12 protein-coding genes are annotated in these 18,388 nt (G+C 71.0%); 7 read left to right on the top strand and 5 right to left on the bottom strand.

What is annotated here, in order from left to right; genetic code table 11:
• The first annotated feature begins 18 nt into the window (after positions 1-18).
• Complete coding sequence (locus tag OG885_RS12040) at positions 19-3,258, top strand: GH92 family glycosyl hydrolase (protein ID WP_405742702.1); 3,240 nt, start codon at positions 19-21, stop codon at positions 3,256-3,258.
• On the opposite strand, the gene OG885_RS12035 is transcribed toward OG885_RS12040, so the two are convergent.
• Entirely contained in the window at positions 3,239-4,237 is a 999-nt protein-coding gene (locus tag OG885_RS12035) for an acetylxylan esterase (RefSeq protein ID WP_405730227.1), read from the bottom strand. The two genes, OG885_RS12040 and OG885_RS12035, sit on opposite strands and share 20 nt — an antisense overlap.
• A gap of 236 nt (positions 4,238-4,473) precedes the next feature.
• On the opposite strand from OG885_RS12035, the gene OG885_RS12030 reads away from it, so the two are divergent.
• The 6 genes from OG885_RS12030 to OG885_RS12005 all read left to right on the top strand — a co-directional run bounded on the left by OG885_RS12030 (position 4,474) and on the right by OG885_RS12005 (position 12,343).
• Entirely contained in the window at positions 4,474-5,457 is a 984-nt protein-coding gene (locus tag OG885_RS12030) for an ABC transporter permease (protein ID WP_405730225.1), read from the top strand.
• On the top strand, positions 5,451-6,323 hold the full coding sequence (locus tag OG885_RS12025; RefSeq protein ID WP_405730223.1) for a carbohydrate ABC transporter permease: 873 nt from the start codon (positions 5,451-5,453) through the stop codon (positions 6,321-6,323). Before OG885_RS12030 ends, OG885_RS12025 begins: the two co-directional genes overlap by 7 nt.
• A gap of 36 nt (positions 6,324-6,359) precedes the next feature.
• On the top strand, positions 6,360-8,015 hold the full coding sequence (locus OG885_RS12020; protein WP_405730221.1) for an extracellular solute-binding protein: 1,656 nt from the start codon (positions 6,360-6,362) through the stop codon (positions 8,013-8,015).
• A complete protein-coding gene (locus tag OG885_RS12015; RefSeq protein WP_405730219.1) occupies positions 8,012-9,529 on the top strand; it encodes a GH39 family glycosyl hydrolase in 1,518 nt (505 codons plus the stop codon). Before OG885_RS12020 ends, OG885_RS12015 begins: the two co-directional genes overlap by 4 nt.
• A gap of 127 nt (positions 9,530-9,656) precedes the next feature.
• A complete protein-coding gene (locus tag OG885_RS12010) occupies positions 9,657-10,343 on the top strand; it encodes a hypothetical protein (protein WP_405730217.1) in 687 nt (228 codons plus the stop codon).
• A complete protein-coding gene (locus OG885_RS12005; protein WP_405730215.1) occupies positions 10,340-12,343 on the top strand; it encodes a beta-galactosidase in 2,004 nt (667 codons plus the stop codon). Before OG885_RS12010 ends, OG885_RS12005 begins: the two co-directional genes overlap by 4 nt.
• On the opposite strand, the gene OG885_RS12000 is transcribed toward OG885_RS12005, so the two are convergent.
• From OG885_RS12000 to OG885_RS11985, 4 genes are all read right to left on the bottom strand, one after another.
• Positions 12,336-13,541 carry a DUF2201 family putative metallopeptidase gene (locus tag OG885_RS12000; protein ID WP_405730213.1) on the bottom strand — a complete coding sequence of 402 codons (1,206 nt, stop codon included), beginning with the start codon at positions 13,539-13,541 and terminating at the stop codon, positions 12,336-12,338. The genes OG885_RS12005 and OG885_RS12000 overlap by 8 nt on opposite strands.
• 122 nt (positions 13,542-13,663) lie before the next feature.
• Positions 13,664-14,899, bottom strand: a complete 1,236-nt coding sequence (locus OG885_RS11995) for an AAA family ATPase (RefSeq protein ID WP_405730211.1) — start codon at positions 14,897-14,899, stop codon at positions 13,664-13,666.
• A gap of 62 nt (positions 14,900-14,961) precedes the next feature.
• Positions 14,962-16,341: a hypothetical protein gene (locus tag OG885_RS11990; protein WP_405730209.1), complete on the bottom strand. Its 1,380-nt coding sequence runs from the start codon at positions 16,339-16,341 to the stop codon at positions 14,962-14,964.
• 89 nt (positions 16,342-16,430) lie between these two features.
• Positions 16,431-18,368, bottom strand: coding sequence for an alpha-glucuronidase (locus OG885_RS11985; RefSeq protein WP_405730207.1), 1,938 nt, complete (start codon positions 18,366-18,368; stop codon positions 16,431-16,433).
• Positions 18,369-18,388: the final 20 nt, after the last annotated feature.

The raw sequence follows: 18,388 nt of genomic DNA, 5'->3' as shown, positions 1-18,388 counted from the left end.
GCGCGTGTGAAGTCCCTGATGCTCGCCGCCGCCCTGGCCCTGGCGTTCGCCGGTGTCGCCCCCGGTCCCGCCGCGCCCCTCGCACCCCTCGATCTCGTCGACGACCCCACCCCCTACGTGGACCCCCTGATCGGCACCAGGAACGGCGGCAATGTCTTTCCCGGCGCGGTCACCCCGTTCGGCATGCTCTCCTGGAGCCCCGAGAACACCCGGGGCGACGCCACCCGCGCGGCGGCCCCCGGCGGCTACCACTACGACGCCCCCCGCATCCGGGGCTTCAGCCTCACCCACATGTCCGGGACGGGGTGCGCGGGCGGCAGCGGCGACATTCCGTTCTTCCCGTACGCCGGGCAGGTCACGTCCTCGCCCGCGAGCGACACCGGGGACACGGTGTACGCCGCCGACTTCCGGCACGCCGACGAGACCGCCGAGCCCGGCCACTACAAGGTCGCCCTCGCCTCCGGCGTCACCGCCGACCTCACGGCCACCGCCCGCACCGGTGCGGCCCGCTTCACCTACCCGGCGGGCCACCCCGCCTCGTTGCTGATCCGTACCGCCAACTCCGAGGTCGGCTCCACCGATTCGACGGTCGAGATCGATCCCGGCACCCGTACCGTCTCCGGCTCCGTCACCTCCGGCAACTTCTGCGGCCACCTCGACCCCGAAGGGCAACGCGCCTACTACACCCTGCACTTCACCGCCCGCTTCGACCGCGCCTTCAAGGCTGTCGGCACCTGGCGGGACGACCGGCTCGACCCCGGGTCCCTGCGGGCGAGCGGCGGCAGCGGGGGCTTCGCCGACAGGGGGCGGCCCGTCGCGGGCAAGGGGGCGGGGGGATACGTCGAGTTCGCGCCGGGGGCCGGGCCGGTGAACGCCAAGGTCGGCATCTCGTACGTCAGCCGGGCCGGCGCCGAGGCGAACCTGGCGGCGGAGAACCCGTCGTACCGCACCTTCGACGAGGTGCGGCAGGCGGCGTGCGGTGCCTGGCGCGACGACCTCGCCGCCATCCGGGTGGGCGGCGGCACGGACGCCGAACGCACCACCTTCTACACGGCGTTGTACCACTCCCTCCTCCACCCGAACGTCATCAGCGACGCCGACGGCAGGTATCGCGGCCCGGACGGCGAGGTGCACAGGACCGGTCGGCGGGCCCAGTACGGCACCTTCTCCGGCTGGGACGTCTACCGCGACCAGGTCCAGCTGCTCACGCTCCTCCAGCCGCGCACCGGCTCGGACATCGCCCAGTCGCTGTACGAACTCGCCCAGCAGAACGGCGGGATCTGGGACCGCTGGCTGCACGGCGCGAGTGGGACGCACGTCATGAACGGCGACCCCTCCGCCGTCGCCCTGGCCGGCATCCACGCCTTCGGCGGCAGGGACTTCGATCTGCCCGGGGCGCTGAACTCGCTCGTGCGGGCGGCGACCGTACCGACCGCGAAGGATCTGTCCGCCGCCGGGCGTCCCGTCCTCTCGGTTGGTCAACGGCCGTCCCTGGACCTGTACTTGAAGCACCACTACATGCCGTCGCTCTCCAACGCCTGGGGCGGTGCCGCCGAGACGCTGGAGATGTCCGGCGCCGACTTCGCTCTCTCGCAGTTGGCCTCGGCCGCCGGGGAGGACGGCATCGCCGCCGACTTCGCCCGGCGCGCGCAGTGGTGGCAGAACAACTTCAACATCGCCGCCGACCCGACCGGCGGACACATCGCCAACCGCAAGGCCGACGGGAGTTGGGTCACCGGGTTCACCCCGGCCACGGGCAACGGCTTCGTGGAGGGGACGGCGGCGCAGTACACCTGGATGGTCCCGCACAATCCGGCCGGGCTCTTCGCCGCGATGGGCGGGAAGGACAAGGCGCTCGACCGGCTCGACTCCTTCTTCCACAAGGATGACGGGAGTTGGGCCTTCACCGGGAGCGGCGGCGAGAAGTCCGAGCTGGACAACGAGCCGTCGATCAACGTGCCCTATCTGTACGACTACGCGGGCGCCCCCTACAAGACGCAGGAGACCGTCCGCGCCGCCCTGCGGCAGCTGTGGTCGACCCGGCCGGATGGCATCCCGGGCAACGACGACCTCGGGGCGATGTCCTCCTGGTTCGTCTTCGCCGCGCTCGGCATGTATCCGCAGGTTCCCTCCCGGGCCGAGCTCGTCCTCGCCTCACCGCTGTTCCCGCGCGTCGAGATCAGCCGGCCGGACGGCAACGACATCTCCATCAGCGCGGCGGGAGCCGCCGCGGACACGCCGTACATCCGCTCCCTGCGGGTCGACGGACGGGTGAGTGACCGGCCCTGGCTGTCCGCCGCCTTCGTGCGGGACGGCGGCCACCTCGCCTACACGCTCTCCGGCACGCCCGACCCCGCGTGGGGCGCCGCAGCCGACGCCGCCCCGCCGTCCTTCCGGGCCGGCGAGCAGCCGCACCAGGTCGGCATCGGTCCCACCGCCGCGACCCTCGCCCCGGGCGGCAGCGTGAAGGTCGGCATCCGCGCACTCGCGCTGAGCGGCGGGGCGGGTCCGGAGGTCCGCTTCCGTGTCGAGACCCCGGGCGGCGTCGCAGCAACTCCCGCGTCGGGAAGCGTCGTTGACGGGTCCGGTGAGATCACTCTGAGGACCGCGAAGGACGCCGAGCAGGGCTTCTACGACGTGAAGGTCAGCGTGGACTCGTACGAGCAGCCCGTGTTCCTCACCGTCGCCGCGCCCGGCAGCCTTCTCGCCGCCTACGACTCCATCGGGGTCTCGGACGACGCGGGTGAGCATGACGAGGCCGACTTCGACCAAGGCGGCTGGAGCTACTCGCGGCAGGCCCTCGCCGCGGCAGGCCTGAGCCCGGGTGGGGACGGGGAGGTGCGGGGCGGGCTCGCTTTCCGCTGGCCCGCCTCGCCGGACGGGCGGCCGGACAACGCCTCCGCGGCCGGGCAGACGCTGGAACTCGACGCCCCCGCCCGCCAGTTGTCCTTCGTCGGCAGCGCGGTCAACGGTGGCCGACAGGGACGCGCGACCGTCACCTACACGGACGGCAGCACCAGCGCCGTGGACCTCTCCTTCACCGACTGGACGCTCGACGGGGGCGGCGGCAGCGTCCAGTACGGCAATGAGGTCGTCGCGAGGACCGCGTACCGCAACGTCGCGGGCGGGGGTCGGGATCCGGTCGCCACGTACGTGTTCGCCACCGAGCCGTTCAGTGCTCCGGAGGGGAAGCACATCGCGCGCGTGCGGCTGCCCCGCGATCCGGACCTGCACGTGTTCACGCTGGCGACTCGCTGAACAGCTCGGCCAGCCAGTCGAGTTGGCGGCGCACCTGGACCGCGTCGCCGCCCTCGTGGCCGTTGTACGGGTAGGCGTGGAGCTCCGTGCGCGGGTCGGTGCCGGACAGTTCGGCGTACCGGTTGAAGGCGGCGTACGCGCCGCTCGGCGGGCAGACCGTGTCACGCAGGCCGACGCCGAAGTGGGCGGGGGCGTGGGCGCGGCGGGCGAAGGAGATGCCCTCGACGTAGGACAGGGTGCGGTAGGCGGCCTCCTCCGCGCCTCGGTGCACGGAGAGGTAGGTGCCGATCTCGCCGTAGGGGTGGGCGTCGGTGAGGTCGAGGGCGCGGCGGACGCCGCACAGGAGCGGGGCGGTGATCAGGGCCGCGGCCAGGTCGGGGACGAGTCCGGCGACAGCCAGGGCGAGGCCGCCGCCCTGGCTGTTGCCGACCGCGACCGTGCGGGAGGCGTCCACGCCGGGGAGGGCGCGGACCGCGGTGACCGCGCGGACGGCGTCGGTGATGAGGCGGCGGTAGTGATAGTCGCGGGGGTCGAGCAGACCGCGGGTCATGGGGCCGGGGCCGCCGGGCGCCTGGGCGTGCGGGTCGGGGGTGGCACCGCCGTTGCCGTACTGGTCGCCCTGGCCGCGGTTGTCCATGAGCAGGACCGCATAGCCGGCGTTCACCCAGGTCAGGCGCTCGTGCGGGAGGCCGCGGCCACGGCCGTAGCCCGCGTACTCGACGAGGGCGGGGAGGGGCTCTGGCACCCCGGCCGGGCGGCTGAACCAGGCGCGCACCGGGTCGCCCGCGAAGCCCCGGAAGGTCACGTCCCAGGTCTCGGTCAGCCGCAGGCCGGTCTCCACCGGCCGTACCGACACCAACACCTCTTCCTGGGCCGCCTCCTTGAGGGTCTCGCGCCAGAACTCCTCGAAGTCGGCGGGCTCTTCGGGGAGCGGGCGGTAGTGCACGAGTTCCGTCAGCGGCAGGTCGAACGCGGGCACGGGACACCTCGCAGGAGTCGGTCGACAGAGGGAAACTTGCGGAGATTACTGCGCGTGGCTTCCGGGTTCTACCCCGGTCGCGGACGACTTCAACTCCACGCACGAGCAACAAGAGGCCGCTGCTACACCCATTGACAGCGCTTTCTGACTGCCCTTAAGTTGCCGCGAAGTTACCGGTAAGGGTTCGAAAGTTTCGGTTCAGCTCCCCCCTCCTGCCCCTCCTGAGAGGACCGAGCATGAGCACGTCCACCAAGTCGGCCTCTCCGCCCGGCACCCAGGAACCACCCGCACCCGTTCCGCCGCGGAAGCTCGCCGTACGCGTCACCTGGAGACGGGCGCTGCGCCGCGACTGGCAGCTGTACTCGCTCGCGCTGGTGCCGCTGCTGTTCTTCCTGGTCTTCCGCTACCTGCCGATGCTCGGCAATGTGATCGCCTTCCGGCGCTTCGAGCCCGGCGGTTCGATCTTCGGCGAGCAGTGGGTCGGCCTGCGCTATGTCGACATGTTCCTCAGCGACCCCACGTTCTGGCAGGTGTTCCGCAACACGCTGTGGATCGGCGGACTCACCCTCGTCTTCTGCTTCCCGATCCCGATCGTGCTCGCCCTCTTGCTGAACGAGGTGCGCCGGCGCTCGCTGAAGCGCTTCGTGCAGTCGGTGTCGTACCTTCCGCACTTCCTGTCGATGGTGATCGTCGCCGGCATCACCCTCCAGATGCTCGCCTCGGACGGCCCCGTCAACCACGTGCTGGGCTGGTTCGGCCACGAACCGATCCGGTTCATCCAGGAACCCGAGTGGTTCCGGACGATCTACGTCGGCTCCGAGATCTGGCAGACCGCCGGCTGGGGCACGATCCTCTACCTGGCCGCCCTCACCACCATCGACGAGGACCTGTACGAGGCCGCGCGCATCGACGGCGCCAACCGCTGGCAGCAGATCTGGCACGTCACCCTGCCCGGCATCCGCCCCACCATGATCACGCTGCTGATCCTCAACATCGGCACGTTCATGGCGGTCGGTTTCGAGAAGGTCCTGCTGCTGTACAACCCGCTGACCTACCCGACCGCCGACGTCATCTCCACCTACGTCTACCGGACCGGCGTCGAGTCCAGCAGCTTCAGTTACGCCGCCGCCATCGGACTCTTCGAGGCGATCATCGGCCTGGTGCTGATCACCACCGCCAACCAGCTCTCGCGCCGCACAGTGGGGACCAGCCTGTGGTGAAGCCGAGCCGTTCCTACCGGGTGTTCCAGGGCGTCAACGGGGTGGTGCTCACTGTTGTGGTGCTGGTGACCCTGTACCCCTTCGTCAACATCATCGCCCGGTCCTTCAGCGGGGAACGTCAGATCAGGGCCGGTGAAGTCACCTTGTGGCCCAAGGGGTTCAACCTCACCACGTACAAGATCGTGTTCCAGGACTCGATGTTCTGGCGGAACTACGGCAACACCGTGTTCTACACGGTCGTCTCGACCGCCGTGGCCATGATCCTGACGACCTGTTACGCGTACGTCCTGTCGAAGAGGCAGCTCAAGGGCCGCACCGCGCTGGTCGGCATCGCCGTGTTCACCATGTTCTTCACCGGCGGTCTGATCCCGCAGTACGTCCTGATCACCAGCCTCGGGCTGAAGAACAGCGTGTGGGCCATCGCGCTGCCCAACGCGATCAGCGTCTTCAACCTCCTGGTGATGAAGGCGTTCTTCGAGAGCCTGCCCACCGAGCTGGAGGAGGCCGCGCAGATCGACGGGCTGAGCACCTACGGCATCCTGCTCAGGATCGTGCTGCCGCTGTCCAAGGCGGTCGTCGCGACCATGGTGCTCTTCTACTCCGTGTCGTTCTGGAACTCCTGGTTCAGCGCGTTCCTCTACATGAACAGCTCGGACCTCATGCCGGTCACCGTCTATCTGCGGAACATGATCCTGGGCGCGACCGGCGGCTCCAACGCGGGTGCCGGCACCGAGCAGCTCAGCCAGGTCGGCGCGAACATCCAGGCGGTGACCATCGTGCTCACCTCGCTGCCGATCCTCTGCGTGTACCCGTTCGTCCAGCGCTACTTCGTCTCGGGCGTGATGCTCGGCGCCGTCAAGGGCTGATCCCCCCGACTCACCCATGGAAACAAGGGAGTTCCCGTGAAGAACGCAGGAGAGCTGTCACGGCGTCAGATCCTGGCCGCCGCCGGCTTCATCGGTCTCGCCACCCTCACCGGCTGCGGCAGCGGTGACGACGGCGGGGACGGCAAGGACCTCTCCAAGAAGCAGAACGGCGCGATGAAGGAGTACCGCGCCGGCCAGCGGTTCAAGGCCGCGAAGCCGCTGTCCTTCTCGATGCTGCACAACAACAACCCGAACTACCCGTACAAGAGCAGCTGGCTGTTCTGGAAGGAGGTCACCAAGCGCACCGGCATCACCATCAAGCCGGTCGACGTCCCGCTCGCGGACTACGAGAAGAAGCGCGGCGTCCTCATCGGCGCGGGCGACGCCCCCTTCCTCATCCCGAAGACCTACCACCCCGGCGAGGTCCCCTTCGTCTCCTCGGGCGCGATCCTCCCGGTCAGCGAGTACGTGCACCTGATGCCCAACTTCCAGGACAAGGTGAAGAGGTGGAAGCTCGAACCCGAGCTCGACTCCATACGCCAGTCCGACGGCAAGTACTACCTCCTGCCCGGCCTGCACGAGAAGGTCAAGTCCGGCTACTCGATGTCCTTCCGCACCGACACCCTCGACAAGCTCGGCCTCACCCTGCCGGAGACCTGGGACCAGGTCTACGACGTCCTGAAGGCACTGAAGTCGGAGTACCCCGACAAATACCCGTGGACCGACCGCTGGAGCGTCAACACCCCTTTCCCGTGCGGCGCGTTGTTCGGCTACCTCGGTCAGGCCTACGGCGTGAAGGCGGGCTGGAACTACGACAACATCTCCTTCGACACCAAGGCGCGGAAGTTCGTCTTCACGGCCGCGCAGGACGACTACCGGGCGATGGTCGAGTTCATGAGAAAGCTCGTCGCCGAGAAGCTGCTCGACCCGGAGAGCTTCACCCAGCAGGACGACCAGGCCGTGCAGAAGCTGCTGGCCGAGAAGTCCTACGTCATCAGCGCCAACCCGCAGGAGCTGGTGCAGAACTACCGTTACAACCTGGAGAAGCAGGTCAAGGGCTCGAAGATCGAGATGATCCCGGTGCCGCTCGGCCCGGCGGGACCGATCGTCCTCAGCGGGGCCCGCCTGGAGAACGGCATCATGGTCTCCAGCAAGGCGCTCAAGAGCGACAGCTTCGTCGCGATGATGCAGTTCGTGGACTGGCTCTGGTACTCCGACGAGGGCCAGACCTTCAGCAAGTGGGGTGTCGAGGGCACCACGTACACGCGCTCCGGCGACCAGTTCCAGCTGAAGCCCGGCATCACCCTCATGGGCTCCGACCCGGACGCCCCCAAGGACCTCCAGAAGGACTTCGGCTTCTTCAACGGCGTCTTCACCTACGGCGGCAGCTGGGCCCTGGTCTCCTCCAACTTCAGCCCGGACGAGAAGAAGTTCCAGGACGCCATGGCCCAGCGCACCCAGCTCCCCATCGACCCCGCCCACCCCCTCCAGTCGGTGGAGCAGGAACAGGCGACCCTGTGGGACACCCCGCTCAAGGACACCGCCATCCAGAACACCCTCCAGTTCGTCCTCGGCAAGCGCCCGATGTCCGAATGGGACCAGCACGTCTCCGAGTTGAAGGCGAAGAACATGCAGCAGCTGGTCGACCTGCACAACAAGGCGTACGACCGGTTCAAGAAGGAGAACGGGTGATCCGCGTCCCCGCCGAGGCGACCGGCCGGCTCTCCGACGCCTGGCGCCACTGCGTCGGCACCGGCCGCATCGAACTCGCCCTGCGCCGCGACTACCAGGACTCCCTGAAGCTGCTCCAGGACGACATCGGCTTCCGGTACATCCGAGGGCACGGCCTGCTCAGCGACGGCATGGCGGTCCACCGTCCCTACGAGTGGGAGGGCGCCCGGCACGTCCACCACTCCTTCACCTACGTCGACCAGGTCGTGGACGCCTACCTCGCCCTCGGCATCCGGCCCTTCCTCGAACTCGGCTTCATGCCGGAGGAGTTGGCGTCCGGGCAGCAGACGGTTTTCTGGTGGCGGGGTCACGTCACCCCACCCCGGTCCTACGGGGAGTGGGCCGACCTGGTCCGGGCGACCGTCGCCCACCTGGTCGACCGCTACGGCCTGGACGAGGTGCGCACCTGGCCCATCGAGGTGTGGAACGAACCCAACCTGCCCGACTTCTGGGAGAACGCGGACGAACAGGCGTACCACCGGCTGTACGAGGTGACCGCGGCGGCGGTGAAGGAGGTGGACGCCGGGTTGCAGGTCGGCGGCCCCGCGATCTCGCCCGGTGCCGACGAATGGCTGGGCCGGTTCGCCGAGTTCGCGGAGCGGCGCGACGTGCCGGTCGACTTCGTGTCCAAGCACGCCTACACCTCGGGCCCGGCACGGCACGTGCCCTTCGGCACGCATCAGACGCTGGCGCCCGCCCAGCACCTCCTCGACCAGTTCGCCACGCCCAGGGACCTCCTGAAGGGCACGCGGCTCGCCGAACTCCCGGTCCACATCACGGAGTTCAACTCCTCCTACCGGCCCGACAACCCCGTCCACGACACCGCCTTCCACGCCGCCTACCTGGCACCCGTCCTCGCGCACGGCGGCGATCACGTCGACTCCTTCTCCTACTGGACCTTCAGCGACATGTTCGAGGAGGCCGGTCCGCCGACCGCCCTCTTCCACGGCGGCTTCGGGCTGCTCACCCACCGGCAGGTGAAGAAGCCGACCTATCACCTGTACGCGTTCATGGCGCGGATGGGGGAGCAGCTGCTGGGGCGCGGTGACGATCACCTGGTCACCCGGCACGCGGACGGTCGTGTCACCGTCCTTGCCTGGGCGCCGGTCGACGCGAGTGGGGAGACGCCAGGGCCGGCACAGCACCGGGTCAGGCTGTCGGTGCCGCTGGAGGGCGCGGGGGAGGCGTTCGTGCGGCGGTCCATCGTGGATGAGGAGTACGGCAACGCTCGTACGGCCTGGCAGCGGATGGGGAGCCCTCGGTCACCCCGGGCGGGGCAGCTTGACGTACTGCATGAGGCCGCTGAGCCCGGTCGACGGCATCTGCGGCTGCCGGTGGCGGATGGGCGGGTGGAGCTGGATCTGACGTTGAGTCGCCATGAGGTGACGCTGGTCGAGGTGAGTGCGGTGGTGGAGGAGGCGCCGGTTTGGTCGGATGAGCGGCGTCTGTTGGGCACGTCAGTGGAAGAGCCGTGATTAGTCCGCGGGCCGGTGGGGGCTGGTCGCGCCCCGCGGCGGAGCCGCAAATCGATACAGCCCCGCGCCCCTTTCGGGGCGCGACAGCGCACCTGCGTTCACCAGGACCCTTGCGAAAGGAGCCCCGATGACCTCCCCCGCCCCCTCTACCGCCTTCGGTATCGGCCCCCTCTCCCGTGCCGCCGCCCTCATCCACACCCTCGTCACGGTCGGCGCCCTTCTCCTGCTCGCCACCGCACCCGGCTTGACCGGCCTCCTCCTGTTGGGGCCCGACCCGGCCAACCTCCCTCTGGCCGCCGTCTGCGCCCTCCCCCTCGGCCCGGCCTGCGCCGCCGCCCTCTACGCCCTCCACCACCGCGACCGCGACCTGACCGACCTCCACCCGGCCCGCACCTACTGGCGCGGCTGGCGCCTCAACGCGCTCCCCGCGCTGCGGCTTTGGGCGCCGCTGCTCGCCTGGCTCACGGTCATCGCCTTCACGCTCACCCACTTCCCCGCGACCGGGCTGCCCGGCTGGTGGGCGGTGTTGCTCGGGGCGGTCGGTCTCGGCTCCCTCCTCTGGGGCGCCCACGCACTCGTCCTGACCTCCCTGTTCAGCTTCCGCACCCGCGACACCGCCCGGCTCGCCGCGTACTTCCTGTTCCGGCACCGCCGTGCCACCCTCGCGGCCGCCTCGCTGCTCGTCCTGACCGCCGCGGGGACCGCCCTGCTGACCGAGGCCCTGCCCGCCCTGCTGGCCGCCCCGCTGCTGCTGTCCCTGCTGCACGGCAGCCGCGCGGTGATCGCCGAGACCGAGAGGGACTTCACCGTATGACAGGCAAGATCCCGTACGGCGGCGACTACAACCCCGAACAGTGGCCGCAGGACGTCTGGGACGAGGACCACCGCCTCTTCGGCCGGGCCGGCATCGACACCCTCACGGTCGGCGTGTTCTCCTGGTCGCTCACCCAACCCGCCGAGGACACCTACGACTTCACGCTCCTCGACCGCATCCTCGACCGCGCCGCCGCCGAGGACCGCCGGGTCTGTCTGGCCACCGGCACCGCCGCCCTCCCGCCCTGGCTCGCGAAGAAGTACCCCGAGGTCAACCGCACCGACTTCGAGGGCCGCCGGCACCGCTACGGCCAGCGGCACAACTTCTGCCCCAGCTCACCGGTGTACCGCAGACTCTCCACCGCGCTGGCCGGACACCTCGCCGAACGCTACGCCGATCACCCGGCGTTGCTCGCCTGGCACATCAACAACGAGTACGGCGGCGTCTGTTACTGCGAACTGTGCGCGGACGCCTTCCGGGACTGGCTCCGCGACCGGTACGGCACCCTCGACGCCCTCAACGACGCCTGGTGGACGACCTTCTGGTCGCATCGCTACACCGACTGGGCCGAGATCGAGCCGCCGAGCGCCCTCACCGAGCACTGGCGGGGCCCCGACCACACCGCCTTCCAGGGCATCACCCTCGACTACTTCCGCTTCACCACCGACGCACTGCTCGGCTGCTTCCTCGCCGAGAAGGAGGTGATCCGGCGCCATGACCCCGAGACCCCCGTCACCACCAACTTCATGGGCATGTTTCGCCCCCTCGACTACCACCGCTGGGCACCCCACCTCGACTTCGCGTCCTGGGACAGCTACCCGCCCCTCGACGCCCCGCCGACCTGGCCCGCCCTGGCCCACGACCTGATGCGCGGCCTCAAGGACGGCGCCCCCTTCTGGGTGATGGAGCAGACCCCGTCCACCACCGCCTGCCGGGACGTGAACCCGCTGCGCAGACCGGGGGAGTTGCGCCTCGCCACCTTCCAGGCCATCGCCCACGGCGCCGACGCCGCCCTCTACTTCCAGCTGCGCGCCTCGCGGGGCGCCTGCGAGAAGTACCACGGGGCGGTCATCGGCCACGCGGGCCGGGACGACACCCGGGTCTTCCGCGAAGTCGCCGACCTGGGAAGGGAACTCACAGAACTCGGCGCCGTCACCCTCGGCGCCCGCACCCCCGCCCGCACCGCCCTGATCTTCGACTGGGACAGCTGGTGGGCCCTGGAGATCTCCGACGGCCCCTCCCGGCTGGTCAAGTACCAGGACGTCGTGCACGCCTACTACCGGGCCGCCCGCGAGGCCGGCGCCGACCTGGACGTCGTACCGCAGAGCGCCGACCTCACCCCGTACGACGTGGTCCTCGCACCGGTCCTCCACCTGGTCAAGGACGACCTCGCCGACCGCCTCGAAGCCGTCGCCGCGCGCGGCGGCACCGTCCTGACCACCTTCCTGTCGGGCCGCGGTGACGCACACGACCGCGCGTTCCTGACCGACGTGCCGGGGCCGCTGGCGCCCTTGATGGGCGTGCGGGTGGACGAGTGGGACTCCCGTCCGGCGGAAGTCGCCCAGGCCATACCGGAGTTGGGGGCCGAGGCCCGCCTGGTCTTCGAGATCGTCCAGCCGCGCGGCGCCGAGCCGGTCGCCACGTACGGAGGCGACTTCTACGCGGGCACTCCGGCGGTGACCCGCAACGCCTTCGGGGAGGGCGAGGGCTGGTACGTCGCCACCGCCCTCGACCAGCCCGGCGTCGACCAGGTGATCCGCCGCGTCCTCACCCGCCACGACCTGCTCGGCCCGTACGCCGGCCACCGCGCCGTCGAGACCGCGACCCGTGTCGCCCCCGACGGCACCCGCCTCCACTTCCTCCTCAACCACGCCGCCGAAACAGCCCACTTGACCGCCCATGCCACGGCCACCGACCTCCTCAGCGGGAAGCGGATCGAGCAGGGCGAACCCCTGTCCCTCGACCCGCTCGGTGTGGCGGTACTGCGTCCGCTCAGTTGATGGTGACGACACGCGCCCAGGCCGGCGGGGTGTCCGGGACGTAGTCCGGGTCGTCCTTGTCCACCGTGCCGCCGTGGCGCGGGAAGAGCCCGACGACCGTCCGGCAGGGCGGCGGCTCGGACGGCCAGGGCGTCTGGCCGTCCGTGAGGGCGACGATCACGTCCGGGCGGGGCCGGGAGCGCAGCGCCCGGGTGAAGCCGGAGCGCAGATCCGTCCCGCCACCGCCGATCAGCTCGATGTCCTCGGCCCGGCAGAGCGGGGCGGCGAGCCCCGCCGCCGCGTCGCAGGAGATCACCGACACCAGATCGCGCCGCCCGCCCACGGCCCGCGCGATCGCCGCCACCTCCAGCAGCGCACTGCCCAGCTCGGCGTCGCTCACCGACCCGGAGGTGTCGATCACTACGCACACCCGGGGCGGAATGCGGCGCAGACTCGGCAGCAGCACCCCGGGGACGGCGGCCGAACGCCGGGAGGGACGCCGGTACGTGTGGTTCTCGCCGACCCCCGGAGCACCGGCCGCCGAGCGGATCGCCGCACCCAGCAACTGCCGCCACGGCTGCGGCGGATGGAACGCCTCGTCAGCCCAGCGCCGCCACCCGTCCGGGGCGTCACCCGGCTTGCCCTTGATCCCCTCGGCGACCCGGAAGCGCACCGCGTCCCGCTGCTGCCGGGTCAGCCCGTTCGCCCCGTCGGCGCCCAGCTCCCAGGGCCGCGCCTGTCCGTCGGCGCCGCTGCCGCAGTCCAGCCAGGCCAGGTCGGCGGCGAGCCCGGACATGGACGACGTCCGCAGGTACTCCTCCATCAGCAGGCCGTTGCTCAACCCCAGCAGGGAGGGCAGAACCACCCCGGTGGGGCGGAGCAGACCGTCACCGTAGATGTCGTCGTTGATCTCGAAGTCGGCGGCGATGTTGCGCCGCAACCGCTCCCCGGGGCCGTACTCCTCGTGCTCCCGCGCATGGCGCTCGCCCCGCCCGTGGTGGTCCCGGAGGAGATGGGACACCTCGTGCACCCAGACGCCCGCCAACTCCTCCACCGGCATGCTCGCCACGAAGGCGGGCGAGACGTAGCAGCGCCAGTGCGCGTCGACCGCCATCGTCGGCACCGACCGGTCCTCGACGATGTGCAGCGCGAAGAGAGCCACCGCGAGATACGGGCGGACCTTGACGGCGTGCAGCCGGGCGGCCAGCAATTTCTCCATGTCCAGAGGGAGTTGGGAGTCCCCGCCCGAGCCGCGAGGCGGGTGCGGCAGCGTGGCCCGCACCGGGCGCGGTGGAGGAGGCGGCGACATGGGGCGTGGTACCGGTCGCTTCACCGCCCCCGTCATCGACCCACCCCCAGCCCGGCCTTCACTCGCTCCACCGACCGTTCCGCCCGGTCGGCGATGCCGACGACCTTGGCCAGCCGTTCCACCGCCGCCGGAACCTCCCAGTCGTCGCGCCGCAGCGCCGCCAGCGCCTTGGCCGGGGCGACCAGCAGATCCGGGGCGCCGGTCTCCATCGCCCGGACCAGCACCGCCCAGCCCGCTTCCCACCGGTCCCGTTCCGGCCGTGCTCCGACGGCCGCGACCACCGCCTCCAGCGCCGCCTGCCGCAGATCGCCGCGCTCCGGCAGCTCGGCGGTGGGCGGGTCGGCCAGCAGTGACTCCGGGTCGGGGAGGTCCATCCGGTCGAGGTGGGCGAGCAGTTCGAGGCCCGGCCCGTCGCCCACCGCGCCCCGCACGAGCAGCGCCAGTACCTCCCGGGAGACGGAGGCCGCCGTGCCGAAGGCGAGCAGCGTCAGGGCCGTCTCCCAGCTGCGCGGCGAGGGCCAGGCTCCGCCGCGCCGCGTCTCCGTGCTGGGCAGCCGGTGGATCAGCGTCGGCCGGGCGTGCAGGAAGCCGCAGACCGCGCGCCGGGCGAACTCCACCGCCTCCGCCAGCCGTCCGGGCTCCAGCCGGGGCAGCTCGGCCCGGGGCCACACCCCGCCGAGCCCCCGCACCACCACGTCCCGGTCGTGCACCCAGTACAGGTGCACGAACCGGTTGGCCAGTGGCGGGCTCAGCTCCCATCCGTCCGCCGCCGACGCCCGCGGGTTGGCGGCGGCCACGATCCGTACCCCCGGGGGCAGTTGGAGAGCGCCGACCCTGCGCTCCAGCACGACCCGCAGCAGGGCGGCCTGCACGGCCGGGGTGGCGGTGGAGAGTTCGTCGAGGAAGAGCAGTCCCCGCCCGGCGCGTACCAGCTCGACGGCCCACTGCGGCGGTGCCATCGGCACACCCTGCACCGCGGGGTCGTCGCCCACGATGGGCAGCCCGGAGAAGTCTGTGGGCTCGTGGACGCTGGCGATCACGGTCGTCAGGGGCAGGTCGAGCGAGTCGGCGAGCTGGGTCAGCGCCGCGGTCTTGCCGATGCCCGGCTCGCCCCACAGGAGCACGGGCAGGTCCGCCGCGACGGCCAGGGTGAGCGCTTCGAGCTGGCCGTCGGGGCGGGGCTCGGTGTTGGTGGTGCGCAGCAGTGTCAGGAGGTCGTCGGCGAGCGCGAGTTGGGGGTTGGCGGGCAGAGGGGCGTGCGAAGTCATGGGCATCACCTGAGGGGTGCGAGCGGGTCCCGAACGGGACCACGGAAAAGGGGGAACGGGGATCAGAAGTGCAGACCGGTACGCGGCCGGGTGCGACGGTTCAGCCTGCGGCGCATCTCATGAGGCATCCGACGGTCGAGCCGTGGTCGGCGCCCCTCCTCGGCCACTTCGGCCGCGGGGTGCTCGTCGACCAGCCCCGACCGATAGAGCCCGTGATCGATACGGTGGACCGCAGCCGACTCCAGCTCCTCCCGGAGCGGTCCGTCGCGCAGCACGGCCCCGGGACCGAGCAGCCCCTCGACGACGTCCAGCGCCCCGACGACATCTCCGTGGCGCAGCCGATCGCGGACCGCCGGGAGCGCCTCCGGGGTGCGATGCACCGCGTCGATCGCCCGCAGACAGGGCAAGGGCGGCCCTCCGAGCGCCACCAGCAGCTCTTCACGGCGCAGTTGGGCCGGGTCGTGGTCGACGGCGGACAGCACCCCGTCGCGCAGCGCGATCCGATGGACCTCGCCGCGGCACTCCACGCGATGCGGATCGCGCGTCCCGGCGACGGGGACGGAGGCAGCCGGTCCCGAGCCGTACTTGGGCAGCGCGGCGCCGACCAGCGGATGCAGCCGACCGACCGAGATCAGCCCGGCCCGCAGCAGCTCCAGGTCCGGCAGGACCCGGGCCGCCGCCTCCGGTAGCACCGGAAGCCCTGCGACCTCCTGCGTCGGCAGCTCCCGCGCCAGCGGCCGGAACGTCGGCGCATGGCTGTCGTCGGGGGCGACCAGCTCCAGTACGGCACGACGACGCGCGTCGAGCCGCACCGTGAACGCCCCGCGAGTCCGGCCCTCGGCGTGGCACAGCAACTCCGCCTCGGCGGCCCAACGCGCCCTGGCCCACGACGAGTCCAGGTCCACGGCGGATCGCCGCGCCAGCTCACCACTGCGCCCGGCGTCCCACAGATGCCGGTGCAGATCGAGCCGGAAGCGCCGGTCGGGGTGCGGATGCGGATGGTGCCCGGCGGGGCTGGCCCCGGACTCCTCCCACAGAGCCAGCGACATCCGCTGACCGGCGTCCGCCCAGGCCGGCGGTGTCCGCACCACCAACTGCACCGGCAGGTCGCCGGCGGCCCGGTACCGGGCCAGGGAGAGCGTGAGACCAGGCCGGAGCCGCCCGTCGGGGGCGATCCTGGGCATGTGCCAGCGCAGCAGATCCGGCGCCAGCCGGCGCAGATCCGCCCGGAGCCGAGCGGTGACTTCAGTGCCGTGACGCTGACGTACGGCGCGCAGATCGAGATCGACGTCGACCCGGGCGGCGGCGCAGGCGCCCGCCCAGTCACCGGCGGTACGCCGGGCCGTCGAGGTCTCGATCATGGACGGTGGCACGGCGTACTCACGTACGCGCTGCCACATCAACAGGCGGGTCGGAATCCCGTTCGCGAGGTGGGCTGCCATCAGCACTCACCTGTAGCGAACGAGTCCCCCAATCCAAACGAGGAGAAGTTCTTCATCGGCGGCATCATAAGCACCCCGGACAAGATCTGTCAGTGAATAATCCGCCCGCGTTCGTCCGGGACCCCCGACTTCCGCAGGAAGTAGCTGTTGATCTGATCCCGCCACTCCCGCGCACCCCGCAGCTGCTCCTCGAACAGCTCGGCCACCCGCGCATGCCGCACCGGATCGACGAGCCCGGCCAGCGAGCCCCACACCCGCCGAGCCTCCTCTACCTCTTCGACTCCCTCGAAGTGCGTGTCGTAGATGTGCTGGATCACGGTCTTGCCGCTCTTCAACTCCCGCCCGTACGGCACATGGTGGAAGAACAGCAGCAGCTCGTCGGGACAGGAAGCGACCGTCTCGTACACCTCGGCCCACCGCTTGCCGTACTGCCCCGCGAACCCGGTACCGGACGCCACACTGCGGTCCACCCCGACCCCGTCCCGGTCGGCGAAGTGATAGGTCCCCCACGGGCTGTACTCGTATCCGTCCACGCTCGGCCCGTAGTGATGCCCGGGCTGCACCATGAAGCCGACCCCGAGAGGAGCGGTGTACTTCTCGTACGTCCGCCACGACCCCGCCAGCACCGCCCGCACCCCCGCCGCGGGGCCCGCCCCGAAGGTGAGCCGGATCCACTCGTCGAGGATCTCCAGAGCGTCCGCGTCCGGCCGCCAGGCCAGCCGCCCGAAGGTGTAGAGGTTGGCCTGGGCGAGCGGATGCCCGGTCCAGAAAGGGTCGTCGCCGACGTTCGACACGGCGACGAGCCCGCCGCGCGCCAACTCCCCGACGGACGAGCCCTCTTCCTGCTCGAAGCGCAGCACCTCGCTCCACATCGGCCCCAGCCAGCACACGTGCCGCTGCTGCCCGGTGTACTCCTGCGTGGCCTGAAGCTCCACCGCGAGCCGTGTCCCCGGCATCGCGCCGATCAGCGGCGAGACCGGTTCCCGTACCTGGAAGTCCATCGGCCCGTGCTTCACCTGGAGCACGGCGTTCGCCGCGAACTCCCCGTCCAGCGGGGTGAAATGGTCGTACGCGGCCCGCGCCCGGTCGGTCGTACGGTCCCGCCAGTCCTGGTGGTGGTTGTAGACGAAGGCCCGCCAGTGGACCGTGCCGCCGTACGGCTCCAGCGCGGCGGCCAGCAGGTTCGCCCCGTCGGCGTGACTGCGGCCGTACGCGAACGGGCCGGGCTGCCCCTCCGAGTCGGCCTTCACCACATACCCGCCGAAGTCCGGTATCGCCTCGTAGACCCGTGCGGTCGCCTCCGCCCACCACGCCCGCACCCCCGGGTCGAGCGGGTCGGCGCTGGACAGCCCGCCGAGCACGACCGGCGCCGCGAAGGTGACGGACAGATGCGTCCGGATGCCGTAGGCCCTGAACACCCCTGCCAGTTCGGCGACTTCACCGATCCGGTCGGTCAGCAGCCGCGCCTCCGCCACGTGCACGTTGACGTTGTTCACGGCGACCGCGTTGATCCCGCAGGACGCCAGCAGCCTGCCGTACGCCGCCACCCGCTCCAGATCCCCGCGAGCCCGCCCGTCCTGCCAGAACAACGAGCCGCCCGCGTAACCCCGTTCCACCTGGCCCATGACCGGGTGCACGGCCACGTTGTCCCAGTGGTCCAGCATGCGCAGCCCCACGGCCGGTTCATGTGTCTCCCGCGTCGGCTCGGGGAGGAACGCGTCCTCACCGAGCCGGACGACATGGAAGAAGCCGTACAGCAGCCCGCGGGCGCCGGACGCGGTGACGGTCGTCAGGCCGTCCCCGCGTGCGTAGGTGAACGACTCGGAGCCGTCGTCAGCGGTCAGCTCCAACAGCAGGTCGTGCGAGCCGGGTTCCCGCGAGACACCGCCCCCGTACCGTGCGCAGGCCGCCGCCACCTCCCCGTAGACCGTCTCCACCAGGGGACCCGAGCCGCGGACCAGCGTCCGCCGGGTGCCGATCGGCCGGAACACCTCGTCCGGCAGCCAGGCCGGATCGACACCTCGCATGAGACCCCTCCATCACCCCT

The organism is Streptomyces sp. NBC_00028 (assembly GCF_045041065.1).
Taxonomy (GTDB): domain Bacteria; phylum Actinomycetota; class Actinomycetes; order Streptomycetales; family Streptomycetaceae; genus Streptomyces.
This window is presented reverse-complemented; position numbering and strand designations above follow the sequence as displayed.

Excerpts from the sequence above, each read along its gene's own strand:
- OG885_RS12040 (WP_405742702.1), top strand. The coding sequence starts at position 19 with ATGCTCGCCGCCGCCCTGGCCCTGGCGTTCGCCGGTGTCGCCCCCGGT.
- OG885_RS12030 (WP_405730225.1), top strand. The coding sequence starts at position 4,474 with ATGAGCACGTCCACCAAGTCGGCCTCTCCGCCCGGCACCCAGGAACCA.
- OG885_RS12010 (WP_405730217.1), top strand. The coding sequence starts at position 9,657 with ATGACCTCCCCCGCCCCCTCTACCGCCTTCGGTATCGGCCCCCTCTCC.
- OG885_RS12005 (WP_405730215.1), top strand. The coding sequence starts at position 10,340 with ATGACAGGCAAGATCCCGTACGGCGGCGACTACAACCCCGAACAGTGG.
- OG885_RS12000 (WP_405730213.1), bottom strand. The coding sequence starts at position 13,541 with ATGGAGAAATTGCTGGCCGCCCGGCTGCACGCCGTCAAGGTCCGCCCG.
- OG885_RS11995 (WP_405730211.1), bottom strand. The coding sequence starts at position 14,899 with ATGACTTCGCACGCCCCTCTGCCCGCCAACCCCCAACTCGCGCTCGCC.
- OG885_RS11990 (WP_405730209.1), bottom strand. The coding sequence starts at position 16,341 with ATGGCAGCCCACCTCGCGAACGGGATTCCGACCCGCCTGTTGATGTGG.
- OG885_RS11985 (WP_405730207.1), bottom strand. The coding sequence starts at position 18,368 with ATGCGAGGTGTCGATCCGGCCTGGCTGCCGGACGAGGTGTTCCGGCCG.